The following is a 19808-nucleotide window of genomic DNA, read 5'->3' as shown; positions in this document are numbered from 1 at the left end:
CGCGCGTTGCGGTTGCGGGTTCAGCTTACCCAGCCATTGCGCGGGCTGCGCGCGTGCCGTTCGATATTCCAATTCGGTTCGGTGTCGAGCAACAGCGCGCGCAGCCGGTCCACCTGCTCGGCCAATCGCTGGCCGAGCCAGTACGGCCCCTGCCACTCTGACGGCAACGCGGCAGCCACATCGCCATGCGCGGCGGCAAGCAGCGTCGCCGCAGGAATGCGCAGGCGCGTCGGGTGACCGAAGCGCAGCCCCCGCGCTGTCGACAGCAGAATCGCCCGCACCACGCGGACCTCGGCGCCGCAGTGCGCGGCGTAAGCGCTGCGCGCGGCCGCGTCGGCATTCATCAGCGGGCCGGTCGCGAGCAGTTCGAGCGAACTCAGCACCGAGCGATGCAACCGCTGGATCTCTTCGAGCCTCGTCTGCGGCACGTCGATTTCCTTCGCCACCGACGGCATCAGCGCGCGCAGTTGCACGAGCCGCTTGTTGATCTGCAGGAAGCGTTTGACCTGCTCTTCCTCGTCGATCGTTTCGCCGTCGAGCAGCCGCGCGTAGATGTCCGCGCATTCGCGCAGATTAGTCGCGAGCCCGTAGCGCCACGAGTAGGTTGCGTGCAGCGGAAACACAAACGAGAACGCCAGCGCGATCACGATGCCGATCAGCACGTTCAGCGTGCGCCACAGGCCGACGTCGATCAGGTTGTCGCCGTGACCCGCGACGATGCACATCGTGATCGCGGTCAGCAGCCCGACATAGCCGGCCGAGCCGATCGCGAACCACGCGCAGATCGCCGCGATGATCGCCTCCAGCCCATAGGTGAGCGGCAGCGAGCCGATCAGGTTCTGCTGCATGATCAGTACGAGGCCGATCGATGCGCCGAGCAACGTGCCGGCCGCGCGCTCGGCCGCCTTCTGGCGGATATTGCCGTGATGCTGCAAGCCGCCGATCACAACCAGCAGCGTCACCGACGACCAGATGCCGTGCGGAATATCGATGCCGGTGGTCGCGAGAATCGACACGATCATCGCCAGCCCGACGCGCAGGCTGTGCAGCACCTTCGCGTGCCGGTAGCGGTAATACGGCGACGTGACCGCGCGCACCATCCGGCCAAGCGCGGTGCGGCGACGAATCGCGGTGGGAGGGTCGGCAGCAGCCATGGCGACGCGCGGCGAACGCGTGAAAGGACGGTTTCGCTATCCTGCCCTGGAGTGCCCCACAAGTACAAACGCCCGCGAAACTTTCGTTCGCGGGCGCTGCATGGTCAAAGAAACGTGAAGCGACCGGCTTAGCCTTCGACCACGTCCAGATAGTCTTCCGGACGCGTGCGGTCTTCGCCGCGCTGCATGCCGAGCGCGCGCACCAGCATGCTCACGACGACCGACACCACGAGGTTCACGATCAGCGCCCACACCGCCGCATAGCCCGGAACCGCCATGCCGAACAGGTGGATCGTGAAGATCGAACCCGCCAGTTTCAGCGAAATCGCCATCCATGTGCCGGTCACGATGCCCGCTGCCCAGCCGGCCAGCAGACCGCGGTAGTCGAGCACGCGCGTGTACAGACCGAGCACGATCGCCGGCAGCGTCTGGATGATCCAGATCCCGCCGAGCAGCTGCAACTGGATCGCGTACGTGAGCGGCAAGCCGAGAATGAACGCGACCGCGCCGACCTTGACGATCAGCGACACCAGCTTGGCAACGTTGGTCTCCTGCTCGTGCGTCATGTTGCGGTTGACGAACTCCTTGTGCACGTTACGCGTGTACAGGTTCGCCGCCGCGATCGACATGATCGCCGCCGGCACCAGCGCGCCGATACCGATCGCCGCGAACGCGACGCCGACGAACCACGACGGGAAGAAGTGCAGGAACAGCGCCGGCACCGCGAAGTTCGGGCCGAAGGCCTTGAAGTACGGTGCGAACTCCGGCATGTCCTTCACGCCGGCCGCGAGCGCCATGAAGCCGAGCAGCGCGAGCAGACCGAGCACCAGCGAGTACGCCGGCAGCAACGCCATATTGCGGCGGATCGTGTTGCCCGATTTCGACGACAGCACCGCGGTGATCGAGTGCGGATACAGGAACAGCGCGAGCGCCGAACCCACCGCCAACGTCGCGTACGCGCTATAGCCGTTCAGGCTCGACACGTCCGGCGACTTCAGCAGCAGCTTGGCCGGCGGCACCGCGCCGAAGATGTGGCCGAAGCCGCCCAGCTGCGGCGGAATCACGATGATCGCCGCGAAGATCGTCACGTAGATCAGGATGTCCTTGACCACCGCGATCATCGCCGGCGCGCGCAGGCCCGACGTGTACGTGTAGGCCGCGAGAATCGCGAACGCGATGATCAGCGGCAGATCGCCGACGAAGCCCGTCGTGTCGAAACCGAGTGCGCCGATCACCACTTCGATACCGACCAGCTGCAGCGCGATGTACGGCATCGTCGCGACGATGCCGGTCACGGCAATCGCGAGCGCGAGCATGCGGCTACCGTAGCGCGCCGACACGAAGTCGGCCGAGGTCACGTAGCCGTGCTTCTTCGCGATGCTCCACAGCTTCGGGAACACGACGAACGCGAACGGATAGATCAGGATCGTGTACGGCAACGCGAAGAAACCGGTTGCGCCCGCACCGAACACCAGCGCCGGCACCGCGATGAACGTGTACGCGGTGTACAGGTCGCCGCCGAGCAGGAACCACGTGACGATCGTGCCGAAGCGCCGGCCGCCGAGGCCCCACTCTTCCAGATGGGCGAGATCGCCGCGCCGCCAGTGGGCCGCGACGAAGCCGAGGATCGTGACGCCGATGAAGAACAGAACGAAGACGAAAGTTGCAATGGGGTTCATTATTGCGCGCCCCCGTTCGAACGACCCGTATAGCGGGATTTGGTCTTGAAATAGACCAGTGCCGTGATGACCGCGCTGAGCAGCACCCACAGCAGCTGATACCAGTAGAAGAACGGGAAATCGAACAGCTGCGGCTCGATCCGGTTGTAGGACGGTACCCAGATCATCGCGATCCAGGGTAGCAGCAATAGCCACAGCCAGTGCTTGCTGGCTTTCTTCACGTCGGCGTCGTGAGCCATGACGTCTCCTGTTTCCTATTTTGAATTTATCTGCCCGTGGTCGACGGGAGGTGGAACTCTAGCGGGTGGTCGGCCCGCAGTTAGCCACGGGCGCCCCGAAAGCTTCGAAAGAGTATAGGAGTGGCGAACGCCCGGTCAAGCAGGGACGACCCGAGGCACAACAAGGTGTGGCAAGGGAGTCACGGCTTTAACGCAGCGCGTCGACCAGAGTCTGGGATCGCATTGGGACGTGCGTTTAGGAATGTGATTCGAGGCCGCGATGCGCAGGCGGCAAGAATTGCAGCCTGGAAAAAAGTGCGGAGTGCTACGGACGCGTGAATGCGTTGAAGAGGCTCGGGCGTGAGATGCCGTTCGTCGCTCGTGAAGCCGAACCTGCTTGCCCGGAGAACTGGCCGGCGGGTTCTGCCGATGCAGAGGCCCCGCCGCTTTTGCGCCGGTTCGCTGAAGCCGTGCCGATGCACCGCTTCAGCGAAGTAGCGAACGGCGTGCGTCAGATCGCGAACGCGTCGCCCGTCTGCCCGGTCGATTCGCGCAGCCCCTTGATCCACTTGCGCGCCGGCAGGCCGAGTTCGGCTTCGATCAGCTTCGCGCGCGCATCGAGCGCGGCGAACGGCACATCGAGCGCGGGGCCCGAGAACGCGATCGCGATGCGGTTACCGTCGTGCACTTCGGGCAACGCGACGACGCGGCCGTCGAACGCTTCGTTCAGGCGCTTCATGTTGCGCACGAAGCTCGGATGATCGCCGAACAGGTTCACCGTAACGATGCCCGCATCGGTCAGACACGCGCGCGCCGCACGGTAGAAGCCGACGCTGTCGAGCACCGGACCGCGTGCGGTCGCATCGTAGATGTCGATCTGCAGCGCGCCGATCGTGCCGTGGTTCGCGCGATCGTTGACGAAGTCCCATGCGTCGGTTTCGTGGACGGTCAGACGCGCGTCGTCGTGCGGCAGTTCGAACATCGTGCGCGCGGCCACCACCACCGCCGGGTTCACCTCGACGGCCTCGACCTTCGCGTCCTTCAGGAAGCGATGCACGAACTTGGTCAGCGCCGCCGCGCCGAGACCGAGCTGCACGATGCGCTTCGGCGTTTCGAGAAACAGCAGCCAGGCCATCATCTGCTGCGCGTATTCGAGTTCGATGTGATCGGGCTTGCGCAGGCGCATCGCGCCCTGCACCCATTCCGTGCCGAAATGCAGAAAGCGCACGCCGCCTTCTTCGGAGAACGTCACCGGGGCGAAACGCGGCTTGCGCGGCACTTCGATTTGCGGCGCGTCGTGGAGGTCGGCGTTGGTATCGAGGTTCGCCTTGCGGCCGGCTTTTTGTGCATTCTTCTGTTTGCCGCCGATGGCATCGGCGTCGTCGCGGTTACGGAATGCACGCGCTTCAGCCGAAGCGCGCTTGATCAGTTTCGTCATGTGTGGATTTCTGGAGGTCGCGCTGGACGCGCAATTTCTGAACGACCGAGAGCATAGCATTCGACGTCGGCACCGGCCCCGAATGCGCGGCCCACAAAAAAACCGCCCGCATTACGCGGGCGGCTTCTCTTCACTTCATTTCGGCCTGCTACCGGTTACGCTTACGCCTCGCGCGCCGCCGCCAGCGCCTCGTTGAGCGTGCGGCTCGGGCGCATCACATCGTCGAGCTTCTCGAAGTCCGGCTTGTAATAGCCGCCGATGTCCGCCGGCTGACCCTGCACCGCCGCCAGTTCCGCGAGGATCACCTGCTCGTTGGCCGTCAGATGCGTGGCGAGCGACTTGAAGCGCGCGGCCAGCTCGGCGTCGTCGGTCTGCGCGGCCAGCTCCTGCGCCCAGTACATCGCCAGATAGAACTGACTGCCGCGATTGTCGAGTTCGCCGGTCTTCGGCTTCGGGCTGCGGTTGTTGTCGAGCAGCTTGCCGGTCGCGGTATCGAGCGTCTTCGCGAGAATCTTGGCCTTGTTGTTGCCGGTCTTGATGCCCAGTTCTTCGAGCGACACCGCAAGCGCGAGGAATTCGCCGAGCGAGTCCCAGCGCAGATGGTTCTCTTCGACGAGCTGCTTCACGTGCTTCGGCGCCGAGCCGCCCGCGCCCGTCTCGTACATGCCGCCGCCTGCCATCAACGGTACGATGGAGAGCATCTTCGCGCTGGTGCCCAGCTCCATGATCGGGAACAGATCGGTCAGATAGTCGCGCAGGATGTTGCCGGTGACCGAGATCGTGTCGAGCCCGCGCACCACGCGCTCGAGCGTATAACGCATCGCGCGCACCTGCGACATGATCTGGATGTCGAGGCCGGTCGTGTCGTAGTCCTTCAGATAGGTCTCGACTTTCTTGATCAGCTCCGCTTCGTGCGGACGATACGGGTCGAGCCAGAACACCGCCGGCGTGCCCGAGTTGCGCACGCGCGTGACCGCGAGCTTGACCCAGTCGCGGATCGCCGCGTCCTTCACCTGACACATACGCCAGATATCGCCTTCCTCGACGTGCTGCGTGAGCAGCACTTCGCCGGTGGCCAGGTCGACGATGCGCGCCTCGCCGTCTTCCGCGATTTCGAAGGTCTTGTCGTGCGAGCCGTACTCCTCGGCCTTCTGCGCCATCAGGCCGACGTTCGGCACCGAGCCCATCGTGACCGGGTCGAACGCGCCGTTGGTCTTGCAGAAGTTGATCATCTCCTGATAGATACGCGCGAAGGTGCTCTCCGGGATTACCGCCTTGGTGTCCTTCGGGCGGCCGTCGGCACCCCACATCTTGCCGCCGAGGCGGATCATCGCCGGCATCGACGCATCGACGATCACGTCGTTCGGCGCATGCAGGTTCGAGATGCCCTTCGCCGAATCGACCATCGCCAGTTCCGGACGATGCTCATGGCACGCGTGCAGATCGCGGATCACTTCTTCACGCTTCGATTCCGGCAGCGTTTCCAGCTTCTCGTACAGATTGACGAGACCGTTGTTGACGTTCACGCCAAGTTCGTCGAACAGCTTGCCGTGCTTCTCGAACGCGTCCTTGTAGAAGACCCGCACCGCGTGACCGAACACGATGGGGTGCGAGACCTTCATCATGGTCGCCTTCACGTGCAGCGACAGCATCATGCCGGTCTTGCGCGCGTCTTCCATCTGCTCTTCATAGAAGTCGAGCAGCGCTTTGCGGCTCATGAACATGCTGTCGATAATCTCGCCGTCCTGCAGCGCGACCTTCGGCTTCAGCACGATCGTCTTGCCGCTCGCCGTGACGAGCTCCATCTTCACGTCGCGCGCGTGATCGAGCGTCATCGACTTTTCGCCGTGATAGAAGTCGCCGTGGCGCATGTGCGCGACGTGCGTGCGCGACGCCATGCTCCATTCGGACATGCTATGCGGATGCTTGCGCGCGTAGTTCTTCACCGCGGCGGGCGCGCGACGGTCCGAGTTGCCTTCGCGTAGCACCGGGTTCACCGCGCTGCCGAGACACTTCGAGTAGCGCTGGCGGATGTCCTTCTCGACGTCGGTCTTCGGATCTTCCGGATACTCGGGCAGCTTGTAGCCCTTCGACTGCAACTCCTTGATCGCGCTGGTCAGCTGATGCACCGACGCGCTGATGTTCGGCAGCTTGATGATGTTGGTGTCGGGCAGCAGCGTCAGGCGCCCGAGGGCCGCGAGGTTGTCGGGCACGCGCTGCGCTTCGGTCAGGAACTCGGGGAACTCGCCGAGGATACGGCCCGCGACCGAAATGTCGCTGGTCTCGACCTGGACGCCGGCCGGCGCGGTGAAGGTCCGGATGATCGGCAGGAACGCGCTGGTCGCGAGCAGCGGGGCCTCGTCGGTGAGGGTGTAGATGATGGTCGGTTGCTGGGTCGTCATTGCTAGGCTCTGGGCAGGCAGTTGAAAGGCATCTCGCACGCGTGATCCGGGCAGGATGCACAAACGTCGATCAGGAAGCGACAACTTGATGACACAAACGATACGCGTCGCCGAGCGGGCGGCACTCCTTGGATTCTGCCTCATTTTTGGGCTGGGGGAGAAGCAGCAGGGCATTCCGTCCGTGCCGAGGCGCTGCGCGGCGCTGTGGGTGGGAATTCGCCGGAGCGGCGTCGTGCCGTCATCCGGGCGACATGGGCACCTGGATGGCAGCCCGCAGGGTCACCGATTAAGGCATCGCGGGCGTCTACTCGGCCTCGTCCGGGATGGGAGACTCCGGAAAATTGCCCGGGGTCATCCCGCCCCGTGTGACACAGAACGATACTGGCGCGAACCTGCTTGCAGCAGGCATCACCCATGAGCCATCTCACAATCACAACTTTGCCTGACTCTGCTATCCTCCGCGCGATCTTTTGTTGTTCAAAAATTTGCTCAAAATATGCATTACGCACCGGGGGCTTCATGCTTGGGATGAAACGACTGATCGGCTTATTCTGTGTGGCCATTTCCGTCCATGTATCCGCCGAACCGACGACCGCAATCGTCGATCAATTGCAGGCGCAGAGACAGGAATTTGCTCAGGACGACAAGATCGATCCACAGAGGTTGTCGCATGAAATTCAGGCAGCGCTCAAGGATTCCGTGGCGCTCGATCGTGCGGGAAACGACCCGGAAGCAATCGCCCGGCTTAGCGTTCTGGAAAAGTACGCGCCTCTGACAAGATTTCCGAGCTATGACGTCCAGACGCTATGCGCGGGACTCTATGCAAAGCTGAACCAACCGAACGACGCCGAAGCCTGTCGTGCGCGAGCGGCTGCGATGGCGGAAATCTTACAGAAGCATTCGGGAAGCGGCGCCACGCCGGACGACCCCGTGCGAGTCATCACGATCGAGGAAGTGAGCGAATGGATTCACGCCCAATCCGCGCAGCTCTCCAATGTGCGTGCCTATCCCTACCATGATGCAAACCTGCAGGCGATCACCTACGCCGGCCCGGCCACAGGCAATCAGTCGACCGTCGCTTATTTCTTATTTAGTCCGCGGCTGCTGGCCTCGCTCAACAGCGCAAAAATCAACGTATTCGATCCGCTGCCGATCAACCCGCAAAACAGCCGATATCAGGCCGCATTAAACGATGCACACGCACAACGCCTCAAATTTTTGACCGACACGAGCTTCGACTACCCCGCGTTAATTCAATTGTGCGCAAGTTCGGAACGTGAAGCCATGCGACTTCAACAACAAGGCGACGTGGCCGGAGCGCTATCGAAAATCAGGGAAATCGAGAAAATCCGGCCGATACAGGACGTGCCCATTTTCGATGTCATTTCCACGTATAGCTTTTTGCTCGGAAAGTCCGGAGATATCGATGCGCAATCCAGAATGCGGCTTTATCTGTTCGGGATTGCTCAGGATATTGCCCATAGTGGTAATGGATTGACTCCCGAGTCTGCGATCCATGTTGCGGCCATCTCCGAAGAATATGCATGGATGCACGAAAAAGGCTGGCGCGCCGTCAAGCAAAGCCTGATCACAAAGGGCAACGCTCACTACGATGCGATAGAGGCGACGGACGGCAGCGGACATTCTCAAACTGCCTACTTCGAAGTGAGCCAGATCTACGCCCGGGAGATGCCCACAGCCGCGCAGTAAGCCGCAGTGAGCATTCTCAATCGGTTTAACGCAGTAATGCGCCGTTAAACCGACCGACCTGGGCAAACGAACGATCGACGTTGGCAGCCAGTGCACTCCGACGTCAAGACTGAATCTCGCGCCAAACCAGCAGCTTCTGCTCAAACGACAGCATCGCATTCGCCGGACTCGACGAAGGCAGCACGAGCGTGTCATACCCCGCCGCGCCGATCACCGGCGCAAACCGCCCCGCTGTCTTGCCGTTGAAGCAGACCTTTTTTAGCAGTGGCGCATGCTCGCGCAACAAATCGAAGTCATTCGGCTGCGCGTTGCGGATCGCCGAATCGAGACTGCCTTGTCGATGGCAGGCATCGAGCACGTCCCAAATGCCGATGCCGTGAACGCTGCTCGTAAGGCAACTCGTGTAGAGACGATTCACCGAGCACTGCGCCGAGAAGATGCCAGAACTGATTGGTGTTTTAGTCAATTTGACATCCGGAAGGCCTCAATCTAGACCCGGTTGTGCCGAAAACCACCACCCGCCAACGACTTGCCGGAGAGCAGCAGATAAACGCTGTTATGTGGAATACAATGCGCATGAATACCCACATAAGGATAGGTATCATGCGCCACCCCGTCTCTGATGTGGCCCCACGCCGGGCCACAAACATTAGCCTGCCAGAAGATGTCTACAAGGATGCCAAGGAATTAGGGATCAATTTCTCGCAGACCTGCGAGCGGGCACTTCGGCAGGCCGTTCAAGCGGAGAAGGATCGCCAGTGGGCGATCAAGTACGCTGGCTTCATCGAGGCCTATAACGAGATGGTTGAGCGCGATGGCCTGCCGCTCGCTCAATATCGGACCTTCTGATGGCTCGTTTCGACGTATTCCCCAATCCCAGCCTGCGGCCGGCCGTACCTTACGTTGTCGATGTCCAGGGAAATCACTTGTCCGGCCTGGCAACACGTGTTGTTATCCCGTTGCGACGGTTGGACAGCTTCGCTCCAGTCCCACTCCCGCCTGACCTAATTCCTGTTTTCACGATCGAAGGCGTCGAGTGCATGCTGGATACGCCAACGCTTGGTGCGATTCCACGAAGCGAATTAAGCAAACCTGTTACGTCGCTGCTTTATCGGCAGGATGAGATTATTCCCGCGCTCGACCGATTGTTTGGCGGTTGGTAAGTGGTCAAACTCCACCATCAAGCCTCCCGTTACACGGGCTGAATTCGGCCACTTTGAGACTTTCGACACCGCCGCACGAATCGTCGACAATTCTGTGGTTCGATTTCGATGCCGAATGCGAACGTCTATTACGAAGGGGGATCGTTTGGGCAAAGCGGTGAAGGTCGCTGCAATTTTAGTGTTGGGCGCTTGCTCGATTGCCGGTGCTGTACTCATCCGCCATTCGGACAATCAGTCTGACTACAGGATGTTCACGGCAAAGTCTGAGCGAGAACTGACGCACGCCGCCGGACACGTGACGCACGTATCGGACCATATGCCCCATGTCGAGATTCAATTTGATGACGGCCAAGTCGCTTTGGCAACGTTTGTCACGTTTCCCATCTATCGCGGAAAGTCGCTTTACGTGACCGACACTGGGGCTTACGGCGCGACGCTGCCACGGTTACTAACCTGCCACAAGGTTGATTTGGAACTGCTGCCGATTTCGCGCTCGCTAACGAGCTACTGGATTTACGGCCTTAGTTGCGACGGCGAGTTGCTACTCAGCTATGCCGACACGATCAGGTATGTTCAGGCCCAGGCCACGCGGATCGGCCTATCGACTGTCCGCTAGCAATAATGCCGAAGGGCCGCTCCGGGTCGTCTGTAGTCGCTAAACCTTCGACGCATCAAACAGACACAGGAAGTAAACTCATCGCATCAAGCTGCCAAATACTCCCGCAGCACACGCCACCCTGCCAGCTTCGCCTGATACGAAACCACCGCGTACGCAGGACTACTCGACGGTAGGCGGACGATCCGATATCGGTCCGCCGTTTCACCCAACGCCCGCATCCCAATCTTCTCAGCCGTCCCGCCGTTGAATGCAATGGCCACCAGATTCGGCAACGTTTCGATCAGAACATTCAGATCGTTACTGGCATGATTGCGAATGCGACTGTCCAGACTACCGGTGCGCTGCGCTTCTTGCACAACGTCCCATAGACCGATGTGATTTTCAAGCAAGGTATTGAGGCGCGTTGGGTAATCCATCGCGACCAGGTCCTGTTCGATTATGTCACCGACCAAATGGAAGAACTTGTTCTGCTTATGCGCGTAGTACTGCCCGTGAGCCAACGACACCTCGCCCGGCAAGCTACCCAGAATCAACACGCGCGTATGTGCATCGACGACGGGAGGAAAGCAACGCTTGAATGTCATGAGCAGCGCCCTTCGTCGCGGCATCGGGAGAATGATCGGCCATGCTCGCGCTGGCGCGCATAGGCTGTATGCATTGCATGTCCGACGCCGCCGCATGAAGTGCGACTACCCGCCGCTCCCAACGTTTTCAAAGCAGCAGGCGTCTCCACACGCTCCCACAACGCCGGCAACATGCACTCCGTCACCATCAACGGCGCGCCATGCCGCCCGAACACCGAGCGTCGCGCGACGAACACGTGCGGGGCATGCACAACCTCGGCGCCGACTTCACGCACGGCCAGCCGATACAACGGATGCCGCGCCCCCACCCTGCGACTCACCAGCGCCGAACGCGCAACGCTGCTATCGCTGTAAAGCAGTTCGGCGAGCGGCCGCGTGCGCAGCCGCCGCGTCGCCTGCCACACGCCCACGCTCGCCGCGCGCGGCGTCACGCTGTGCGCGGCGACGAACGGCACGCCATCGACCGACAGCACCACCTCGCGCACCCACACCGGCGCGCGCGGCGCCAGTCCTAGCGCGGCGGCTTCGTCCGGCCACGGCAACGCGACGGTCTCGCGCGTCACGCGCACCACGACCGCGCCGAGCGTGCGCAGATGCGCGGTCAATGAACCGCCGCGGGTCAGCCAGTCTTTCTGTGCGGCGCTGAAGCCGGGTAACGGCGCGACGCGCCAGTGCACGTCGGCGGGATCGAAACGGATAGGCATGGTGTCGGATTATAGCGGCGCGATTTGTCAGGCCTGAGCGGACACCCCCGCTGTCTTGCCCTAAGGTACAAGCAAACCAACGCCGTCAAACCCTCGCCCTAAGCAGGCGCAAAAAAAATGCGCTGCCGAAGCAGCGCATTTTTTCAACCACAGCGACACGCATCATCAACCCAACGACGCGCCCCGCCTAAATCGCAAACCCGCCACGCCAACTCAGCCGCGCGACAGCAGCAGCGCATTGGTGCGCTTCACGAAGCTCGCCGGATCTTCCAGCGCACCGCCTTCGGCCAGCAGCGCCTGGTCGAACAACAGATGGCACCAATCGTCGAAATTCGCGCTAGCCGCATGCAGGCCCTTCACCAGCGCGTGCTCCGGGTTCACTTCGAGAATCGGATGGAAGTCCGGTGCCTGCTGGCCGGCCGCCTTCAGCATACGCTGCAGGTAGCCGCTCATTTCGTTGTCGTCGGCGACGAGGCACGACGGCGAATCGGTCAGGCGGAACGTCAGACGCACGTCCTTCGCCTTGTCCTTCAGCGCTTCCTTCATCTTCTCGACGAGCGGCTTGAACTCTTCGCCGACCTTTTCCTGCGCCGCTTTTTCTTCGTCGTTCAGCGCGCCCAGATCGAGGTCGCCGCGCGCGACGCTCTGCAGCGGCTTGCCGTCGAATTCGTTCAGATACGACAGCATCCACTCATCGACGCGATCGGTCAGCAGCAGCACCTCGACGCCCTTCTTGCGGAACACTTCGAGGTGCGGGCTGTTCGCCGCGGCCTGCCACGTATCGGCGGTCACGTAGTAGATCTTCGTCTGCTCGGGTTTCATGCGCGCGACGTAGTCCGCCAGCGACACGCTCTGCTCGGCCGTACCCGTATGCGTCGACGCAAAGCGCACGAGCTTCGCGATGCGCTCGCGATTGCCGAAGTCTTCGCCGATGCCTTCCTTCAGCACCTGGCCGAATTCCGTCCAGAAGCCCGCGTACTTTTCGCGCTCGGCTTCGTTCTCCGAGTTCGCCAGCTCTTCGAGCATCGACAGCGCGCGCTTCGTCACGCCTTCGCGGATCGCCTTCACGTCGCGGCTTTCCTGGAGTATTTCACGCGACACGTTCAGCGGCAGATCGGCCGAATCGACCACGCCCTTCACGAAACGCAGGTACGTGGGCAGCAGTTGCTCGGCGTCGTCCATGATGAACACGCGCTTCACGTACAGCTTCAGGCCGCCGCGCTGCTCGCGATTCCACAGATCGAACGGCGCGTGCGCGGGCACGTACAGCAACTGCGTGTATTCGCTGCGGCCTTCGACGCGGTTATGCGTCCACGTCAGCGGCTCCTGATGGTCGTGCGAGATGTGCTGATAAAACTGCTTGTACTGCTCGTCGGTGATGTCGTTCTTCGAGCGGGTCCACAGCGCGCTTGCCTGGTTGACGGTCTCGTCCTCGTCCTTCGTGACCATCTCGCTCTTTTCCGCGTCCCACTCTTCCTTCTGCATCAGGATCGGCAGCGCGACGTGGTCCGAGTACTTCTGGATGATCGACTTCAGACGATGCGACGACAGCAGCTCGTCTTCATCGGCACGCAGGTGCAGCGTGATCGTCGTGCCGCGCGCGGCGCGCTCGATTCTCTCGACCGCGAAGTCGCCCTCGCCCGCGCTTTCCCAGCGCACGCCTTCCGAAGCCGGCAAACCGGCACGGCGCGTCTCGACGGTGATCTTGTCCGCGACGATAAAGCCCGAGTAGAAACCCACGCCGAACTGGCCGATCAGCGCCGCGTCCTTCTGCTGGTCGCCCGACAGCTTGCCGAAGAATTCCTTCGTGCCCGAACGCGCGATCGTGCCGAGGTTCGCGATCGCTTCGTCGCGGCTCATGCCGATGCCGTTGTCGTCGAGCGTGACGGTGCGCGCGGCCTTGTCGAACGACACGCGGATGCGCAGGTTCGGATCGTTCTCGTACAGCGCGCTGTTTTCGATCGCTTCGAAGCGCAGCTTGTCGGCCGCGTCCGACGCGTTCGAGATCAGCTCGCGCAGAAAGATTTCCTTGTTGCTGTACAGCGAATGGATCATCAGTTGCAGAAGCTGTTTCACTTCTGCCTGGAAGCTCATGGTTTCTTGTGCCACGGTCGGATTCCTCTCTGTTGCGAATGGGGGTCGGCGGCCGCGAACGGTCGTTCGGGCCACGGTGAGCGTGATTGAGCCTGATGGCCTGGCCGCGCCGGATCGTCCGCGTAAATAGGGACGCTCCGCCGCGGTTTCAAGAGGCGCGCCGCGCGACGCCGTCCAGATAGCGGCTCAAAAACGCCGGCAGTTCCGGGTCGCCGCAATTGGCGATGTTAAAACGCATCCACGTGCTCGGCGATTGCTGCGGCGAAAACAGGCCGCCCGGCGTCAGCAGGAAACCCGCTTCGTGACCGGCCGCGGCGAGCGCGCTGGCGTCGACGCCGGTGTCGGCCCACAGGAACATGCCGGCGGTGGGCGTCAGAAACAGCTTCATGCCGGTCTTCTCGATCATCCGCACGGTCTTCTCGCGCACCCCGTCGAGCCGCGCGCGGATGCGCTCGACGTGTCGCCGGTAATGGCCCTCGGTCAGGATCTTGTAGATCACGCGTTCGTTGAGCTCGGGGCTCGTCATGCCGACCAGCATCTTCTGATTGCTAACCACCATCGCGACCTCCGGCGCGCACGCGATAAAACCGACGCGCAGATTCGGCGCGAGCGTCTTCGAAAAGCTGCCGAGGTAGATCACGCGCTTCAACTGGTCGAGGCTCGCGAGCCGCGTGCCCGGATAGCCCGGCGGGCACAGGTCGCCGTAGATATCGTCCTCGACGACGATGAAGTCGTACGCCTCGGCGAGCCGCAGGATACGAAACGCCTGCGCGGCGGTGAGCGACGTGCCGGTCGGGTTCTGCAGCACCGAATTGATCACCAGCATCTTCGGGCGCCATTCCTGCACCAGCGCTTCGAGCGCGTCGAGATCGGGGCCGTCGGGCGTGTACGGCATGCCGACGAGCCGCGCGCCCTGCGACGCGAAGCAGCCGAACATCTGGAACCACGCCGGATCGCCGACGATCACCGCATCGCCCGGCTTCACGTAGAGGCGCGAGATCAGGTCGATCGCCTGGGTGATGCCCGACACCATCACGATCTGGTCCGGCGACGCACCGATTTCCAGCTCTTCGAGCCGCGTCTGCAGTTGCTGGCGCAGCGGCAAAAAACCCTGCGCGGTACCGATGCCGAGCATCTGCGCCCCGCTTTGCCGGCCGAGCGTGCGCAGCGCGTTGGTAATCAGGTCGCCGTCGAGCCAGCGCGCCGGCAGATAGCCGAGGCCCGGACTGCGCTCGGGCCGCGCGCCGGTGTGCAGCATATTGCGCAGCAGCCAGACGACGTCGATATGGGCCGGCGCGGGCGACGTCTCTGCGCGCGGATGCAGTTCCGTCACCGTGGCCACCCCGCCCTGGCGCTCGCGCACGTAGAAGCCGGAGCCGCGCCGCGACTCCAGGAAACCCTGCGCGACGAGCCGTTCGTACGCCTCGACCACCGTGAAGCGCGACACGCCTTTGTCGAGCGCGAGGTTGCGGATCGACGGCATCCGCATGCCGGGGCGGAACACGCGCTCCTCGATGCGGCGGCGCGCCCATTGGACCAGCTGTTCGACCAGCGTCAGCGACGCGGTGTCGTGCGGGGCGGGAATCTGCGCAAGCGGGACGGACATGACGGGCTCCAACTGTACCGAACAGTATCGCGCCGATTGTACCGTTACTGTGCTGGTCGCGACCGTTACATTGGAACCCACACTGGGTGGCGACGCAATGCAAAGTTCGCGCAAAAACAGCGCAAAAAACTTGCAAAAACGTTACAGAGCGCACAAAACCATGGTCCGCCAACCACCCGCATGGCCCGCCGATCCGGCAAACGGTTATGCTTACGGCCCCGGCAGCGCAGCCTTTACGCATGGCGCGCACCGGTCTCCCCGCAGAACAGCGTTTTCCGTCGATCCGCCATGACAGCCCTGACCGCTCATTCGCTCAGTCTCGATCACCTCGTGATTTCCGCGCGCACCCTCGACGACGGCGTCCAGTACGTCGCCGATGCGCTCGGCGTCGCGCCGGCCGGCGGCGGCGCGCATCCGTTGATGCGCACCCACAATCGCCTGCTGGGCCTGTGGGGCGGCGTCTATCTGGAGGTGATCGCGATCGATCCGCAGGCAGCGGCGGACGGCAACAGCGCACGGCCGCGTCTCTTTGCGCTCGACGACCCCGCCACGCACGCGCGGCTCGAAAACGGGCCGTATCTGTCGCATTGGGTTGCGCGCGTCGAGCGACCGAAGCATCTGGCGACGTGGCAGGCGCAGTACCCGCAGCGTATCGCGCCGATCGTGCCGATGACGCGCGGCGATTTCACGTGGGGCCTGTCCGTGCCCGACGACGGCGCATTCCCCGCCTGGCAAGGCGCCGGCGACGGCGTGCTGCCATCGCTGATCCAGTGGGATTCGACGCGCCAGCCGTCGCAATCGCTCGCGCCGACGAATCTCGCGCTGAAGGCGCTGAAGGCCGTCCATCCGCAAGCGGAGCTGATCGGCGAACAGTTGCGCTGGCTCGGCGCCGCGCACCTGCTCGACGTGCAATCAACCGACGGCGCCCCGGCGCTCGTCGCCGAATTCGAAACACCCGAGGGTCCGCGGACCCTCAAATAAGCAGCGCGCGAGTCGGCAGACAGCTAGCCCCCATCGGCAACCGTTGCCGACTCGCGCGATAATCGAAGTTTTGACCGGTTCCAGAAATACCAGTAGAGGAGATCATGGACCAAAGCGACCTGAAAGCCCCCACGTGGCAATTGTCCGAACGCGCACGCAAGCTCACGAGCTCGGCGATCCGCGAGATCCTGAAGGTAACGGAACGGCCCGAAGTCATTTCGTTTGCTGGCGGCCTGCCCTCGCCGGCGACTTTCCCGGCCCAGCAAATGCGCGACGCGGCCGACCGCATCCTGCGCGACTCGCCCGCCGCGGCGCTGCAGTACAGCGCGACCGAAGGCTATCTGCCGCTGCGCGAATGGATCGCGCAACGCTACTCGACGGGCGGCGCGCAGATCCGCGCGTCGCAGGTGCTGATCACGACCGGCTCGCAACAGGCGCTCGATCTGCTCGGCAAGGTGCTCGTGTGCCCGGATAGCCCGGTGCTGGTGGAAACGCCGACCTACCTCGGCGCGCTGCAATCGTTCTCGATGTACGAGCCGCGCTACGTGCAGGTGCCGACCGACGAGCAGGGCCTGATCCCCGCGGGCCTCACGCCGGAACTGACCAAGGGCGCGCGCCTGCTGTACGCGCAGCCGAACTTCCAGAATCCGACCGGCCGCCGTCTGCCGGTCGAACGCCGCCGCGCACTCGCCGAATTCGCGAAGACCGCGCCGTTCCCGGTGATCGAGGACGATCCGTACGGCGCGCTCGACTACGCGGGCGAACCGCTGCCGACGATGCTGTCGATGGCGCCCGATCACATCGTCTATCTCGGCTCGTTCTCGAAGGTGCTCGCACCGGGTCTGCGCGTCGGCTTCATCATCGCGCCCGAAGAGCTGATCTTCAAACTCGTGCAGGCCAAGCAGGCCACCGACCTGCACACGCCGAGCTTCACGCAGCGCATCGTGCACGAAGTGATCAAGGACGGCTTCCTCGACACGCACGTGCCGACCATCCGCGAGCTGTATCGCAACCAGTGCGAAGCGATGCTCGCCGCGCTCGAACGCTTCATGCCCGAAGGCGTGAGCTGGAACCGTCCGGAAGGCGGCATGTTCATCTGGGTGAATCTGCCCGCGCAGATCGACAGCATGAAGCTGCTCGAGGAAGCGGTCGCGCAGAACGTCGCGTTCGTGCCGGGCGGTCCGTTCTTCGCGAACGAAGCGCAGCACAACACGCTGCGTCTGTCGTTCGTCACGGTGCCGCCGGCTAAAATCGACGAAGGCGTCGAGCGTCTCGCGGCACTCGTGCGCGCGAAGATCTGAGCGGCGTAAGCCGCATCGACATCGGGGCGAAGTGTGCACGCGCGTTGCGGGCGGACTTCGCCCCGCCCGCATTAACGCTCTGCGTGAGCGACACGTTAACGCTCTGCATTAACAGCATTCACACTCTGAACGGAGACACGACATGACCCAGGCCAATGTGTACGACAAGCTCAAGGAACTCGGCATCGAACTGCCGTCGGCCGGCGCGCCCGCAGCCGCCTATGTGATGAGCGCGCAAAGCGGCAACACGGTGTACCTGTCCGGCCACATCGCGAAGAAGGACGGCAAGGTGTGGGTCGGCAAGCTCGGCGCGACGATGGGCACCGACGAAGGCAAGACGGCCGCGCGCTCGATCGCGATCGACCTGCTCGCCACGCTGCACACGCACGTGGGCGACCTGAATCGCGTCAAGCGCATCGTCAAGCTGATGAGCCTCGTCAACTCGACGCTCGACTTCACCGAACAGCATCTGGTCACCAACGGCGCGTCCGAACTGATCGCCGACGTGTTCGGCGAGCGCGGCAAGCATGCGCGCTCGGCGTTCGGCGTCGCACAGATTCCGCTCGGCGCGTGCGTCGAGATCGAGCTGATCGCCGAAGTCGAATAAGCGTCGATTCGCGTGACAATCCAGCCCGCATAGGCGCGGGATTCGCACGCGATTCACGCCGCATCGCCCGACCGACGCGCCGCCTGGTGTTCCGCACCGGCGGCGCGTTTTGTTTGATTGTCACGGTGGCTCGCCCGCGCGGACGCGGATAGAATCCGCGAATCACTTCAACGTCCGAACGCGCCGAGTCATGCCGATGCCGATGTCCGCTCACCACGTCCGTTTCAAACAGGTCGACGTGTTCACGTCGACGCCGTTCAAAGGCAACCCGCTCGCCGTCATATTCGACGCCGACGCACTCGATGCCGCGCAGATGCTGGCCATCGCGCGCTGGACCAATCTGTCCGAAACCACCTTCCTGCTGAAGCCGACCGACGCCGCCGCCGACTATCGCGTGCGCATCTTCACGCCGGGCGGCGAGCTGCCGTTCGCCGGTCATCCGACGCTCGGCACCGCCCATGCGCTGCTCGAAAGCGGCTACCAGCCGAAGCAGGCCGGCAAGCTGCTCCAGCAGTGCGGCGTGGGGCTCGTTGAACTCGAAGCACTCGCCGGCGCCGACAGCACGCCCAGCGCCTGGGCCTTCGCCGCGCCGCCCGCGCGCGTCACGCCGCTCGCCGAAGATCGTTACGATGCGCTGGCTACGGCTTTGCGTAGCCGCGCGATCGATTTCAGCGCGCCGCCGTGCGCGGTCGATAACGGCGCGCCGTGGCTCGTCGTGCGCCTCACGTCGGCACGCGCGTGTCTCGAACTCGAACCGGATGCCGCGGCGCTCGCCGAACTCGCGCATTCGGTCGACACCCACGGCCTCGCCGTCTACGGTCCGCACGACGCCGACGGCCCCGCCACCTTCGAGATTCGCTGCCTGATGGCGGGCGGCGGTTTCGGCGTCGGCGAGGACCCGGTGACGGGCAGCGCCAATGCCGCGCTGGCCGGTCTGCTGAACCTGCAGCAGCGACGCCCCGGCGAGCGCTACACCGCGCGTCAGGGCACCGCGCTGGGACGCGCGGGCGACGTGTCGGTGCACTACGACGATGCGCGCGGCAAGATCTGGATCGGCGGGCCCACGGTGACGATCGTCGACGGGACTTGTCGGCTGGCGTAAGTGGGATTGCATGCGCGGGTTTGCATAAACGGGTTTGCATAAGCGTTGCCGCATCTCGCCGCGTTAATCCACAAAAAGCCTCAACGTGTGCGCACCATCGATGCATGATCAATGCATGTTCGCTGCGCCGCTTTACCTGGTTCTCCGAATTCATAACGGCCGGATTGCCTGAGCGTCGCCGCACAGCGCGCCGTACCCGATGAAATGTTCGAGGAAATAAGCGCTCCACGCCCGGATGAAAACCCGCGCCATGACGTTCGTATCTAACGCATCGACGGGCTCGCCGCGCCCGCGTATACCCCATGCCCGGCCTCTTCCTTAATCGAATGTCATTCAGTAATATCGAAACGTACCCGATGACCTGTGGACGGTCAGGCGCGGCGCCACATCCTCTCCTCCTGCGCAGCAGCTTTGGCACGTTGGTCACCATGCAGCGATCCATCCAT

Annotated in this window: 17 protein-coding genes and 1 pseudogene; 8 read left to right on the top strand and 10 right to left on the bottom strand. The window is 63.1% G+C overall.

Going from position 1 to position 19808, the window contains the following annotated elements; all coding sequences use genetic code 11:
• Positions 1 to 20 precede the first annotated feature (20 nt).
• The 5 genes from HHL14_RS19455 to HHL14_RS19435 form a co-directional block, all read right to left on the bottom strand.
• Positions 21 to 1154 (bottom strand): FUSC family protein, encoded by a 1134-nt coding sequence (locus HHL14_RS19455; RefSeq protein ID WP_206002414.1) that lies wholly within the window; start codon positions 1152 to 1154, stop codon positions 21 to 23.
• Positions 1155 to 1282: 128 nt separating this feature from the next.
• Positions 1283 to 2833: a monocarboxylate uptake permease MctP gene (gene mctP / locus HHL14_RS19450; RefSeq protein WP_169499253.1), complete on the bottom strand. Its 1551-nt coding sequence runs from the start codon at positions 2831 to 2833 to the stop codon at positions 1283 to 1285.
• The gene (locus HHL14_RS19445; RefSeq protein ID WP_169499252.1) at positions 2833 to 3072 is read right to left on the bottom strand and encodes a DUF3311 domain-containing protein; all 240 of its coding nucleotides are present in this window, start codon (positions 3070 to 3072) and stop codon (positions 2833 to 2835) included. The genes mctP and HHL14_RS19445 overlap by 1 nt, the downstream gene beginning before the upstream one ends.
• 490 nt (positions 3073 to 3562) lie before the next feature.
• Complete coding sequence (locus HHL14_RS19440) at positions 3563 to 4489, bottom strand: class I SAM-dependent methyltransferase (RefSeq protein ID WP_169499251.1); 927 nt, start codon at positions 4487 to 4489, stop codon at positions 3563 to 3565.
• 161 nt (positions 4490 to 4650) lie between these two features.
• On the bottom strand, positions 4651 to 6891 hold the full coding sequence (locus HHL14_RS19435; RefSeq protein WP_169499250.1) for an NADP-dependent isocitrate dehydrogenase: 2241 nt from the start codon (positions 6889 to 6891) through the stop codon (positions 4651 to 4653).
• A gap of 414 nt (positions 6892 to 7305) precedes the next feature.
• On the opposite strand from HHL14_RS19435, the gene HHL14_RS19430 reads away from it, so the two are divergent.
• Complete coding sequence (locus tag HHL14_RS19430; protein WP_169499249.1) at positions 7306 to 8601, top strand: hypothetical protein; 1296 nt, start codon at positions 7306 to 7308, stop codon at positions 8599 to 8601.
• Between the two features lie 103 nt (positions 8602 to 8704).
• Here HHL14_RS19430 and HHL14_RS19425 read toward each other — a convergent pair.
• Positions 8705 to 9053, bottom strand: a pseudogene (locus HHL14_RS19425) (DNA-deoxyinosine glycosylase); the annotation flags it as partial.
• A 151-nt stretch (positions 9054 to 9204) separates the two neighbouring features.
• Between HHL14_RS19425 and HHL14_RS19420 the strand changes: the two are divergent.
• The 3 genes from HHL14_RS19420 to HHL14_RS19410 all read left to right on the top strand — a co-directional run bounded on the left by HHL14_RS19420 (position 9205) and on the right by HHL14_RS19410 (position 10380).
• On the top strand, positions 9205 to 9450 hold the full coding sequence (locus HHL14_RS19420) for a type II toxin-antitoxin system CcdA family antitoxin (protein ID WP_169499248.1): 246 nt from the start codon (positions 9205 to 9207) through the stop codon (positions 9448 to 9450).
• A complete protein-coding gene (locus HHL14_RS19415; protein ID WP_169499247.1) occupies positions 9450 to 9764 on the top strand; it encodes a CcdB family protein in 315 nt (104 codons plus the stop codon). The genes HHL14_RS19420 and HHL14_RS19415 overlap by 1 nt, the downstream gene beginning before the upstream one ends.
• A gap of 145 nt (positions 9765 to 9909) precedes the next feature.
• Entirely contained in the window at positions 9910 to 10380 is a 471-nt protein-coding gene (locus HHL14_RS19410; protein WP_206002413.1) for a hypothetical protein, read from the top strand.
• Positions 10381 to 10466: 86 nt separating this feature from the next.
• On the opposite strand, the gene HHL14_RS19405 is transcribed toward HHL14_RS19410, so the two are convergent.
• The 4 genes from HHL14_RS19405 to HHL14_RS19390 form a co-directional block, all read right to left on the bottom strand.
• On the bottom strand, positions 10467 to 10967 hold the full coding sequence (locus HHL14_RS19405; RefSeq protein ID WP_169499245.1) for a DNA-deoxyinosine glycosylase: 501 nt from the start codon (positions 10965 to 10967) through the stop codon (positions 10467 to 10469).
• Positions 10964 to 11671, bottom strand: coding sequence for a chorismate--pyruvate lyase family protein (locus HHL14_RS19400; protein WP_169499244.1), 708 nt, complete (start codon positions 11669 to 11671; stop codon positions 10964 to 10966). The genes HHL14_RS19405 and HHL14_RS19400 overlap by 4 nt, the downstream gene beginning before the upstream one ends.
• Before the next feature lie 213 nt (positions 11672 to 11884).
• Positions 11885 to 13780 carry a molecular chaperone HtpG gene (gene htpG, locus HHL14_RS19395; RefSeq protein ID WP_169499243.1) on the bottom strand — a complete coding sequence of 632 codons (1896 nt, stop codon included), beginning with the start codon at positions 13778 to 13780 and terminating at the stop codon, positions 11885 to 11887.
• Between the two features lie 133 nt (positions 13781 to 13913).
• Entirely contained in the window at positions 13914 to 15371 is a 1458-nt protein-coding gene (locus HHL14_RS19390; protein WP_169499242.1) for an aminotransferase-like domain-containing protein, read from the bottom strand.
• A gap of 297 nt (positions 15372 to 15668) precedes the next feature.
• On the opposite strand from HHL14_RS19390, the gene HHL14_RS19385 reads away from it, so the two are divergent.
• The 4 genes from HHL14_RS19385 to HHL14_RS19370 all read left to right on the top strand — a co-directional run bounded on the left by HHL14_RS19385 (position 15669) and on the right by HHL14_RS19370 (position 19362).
• Entirely contained in the window at positions 15669 to 16352 is a 684-nt protein-coding gene (locus tag HHL14_RS19385; RefSeq protein ID WP_169499388.1) for a VOC family protein, read from the top strand.
• Between the two features lie 104 nt (positions 16353 to 16456).
• The gene (locus HHL14_RS19380) at positions 16457 to 17653 is read left to right on the top strand and encodes an aminotransferase-like domain-containing protein (protein ID WP_169499241.1); all 1197 of its coding nucleotides are present in this window, start codon (positions 16457 to 16459) and stop codon (positions 17651 to 17653) included.
• Positions 17654 to 17795: 142 nt separating this feature from the next.
• Positions 17796 to 18260 (top strand): RidA family protein, encoded by a 465-nt coding sequence (locus HHL14_RS19375; RefSeq protein ID WP_169499240.1) that lies wholly within the window; start codon positions 17796 to 17798, stop codon positions 18258 to 18260.
• A 202-nt stretch (positions 18261 to 18462) separates the two neighbouring features.
• On the top strand, positions 18463 to 19362 hold the full coding sequence (locus HHL14_RS19370) for a PhzF family phenazine biosynthesis protein (protein WP_169499239.1): 900 nt from the start codon (positions 18463 to 18465) through the stop codon (positions 19360 to 19362).
• Positions 19363 to 19808: the final 446 nt, after the last annotated feature.

The sequence above is a fragment of the Paraburkholderia antibiotica genome (assembly GCF_012927125.1).
GTDB lineage: Bacteria > Pseudomonadota > Gammaproteobacteria > Burkholderiales > Burkholderiaceae > Paraburkholderia > Paraburkholderia antibiotica.
The sequence above is the reverse complement of the archived record's forward strand: the minus strand, read 5'-3'. Positions and strand labels throughout refer to the sequence as shown.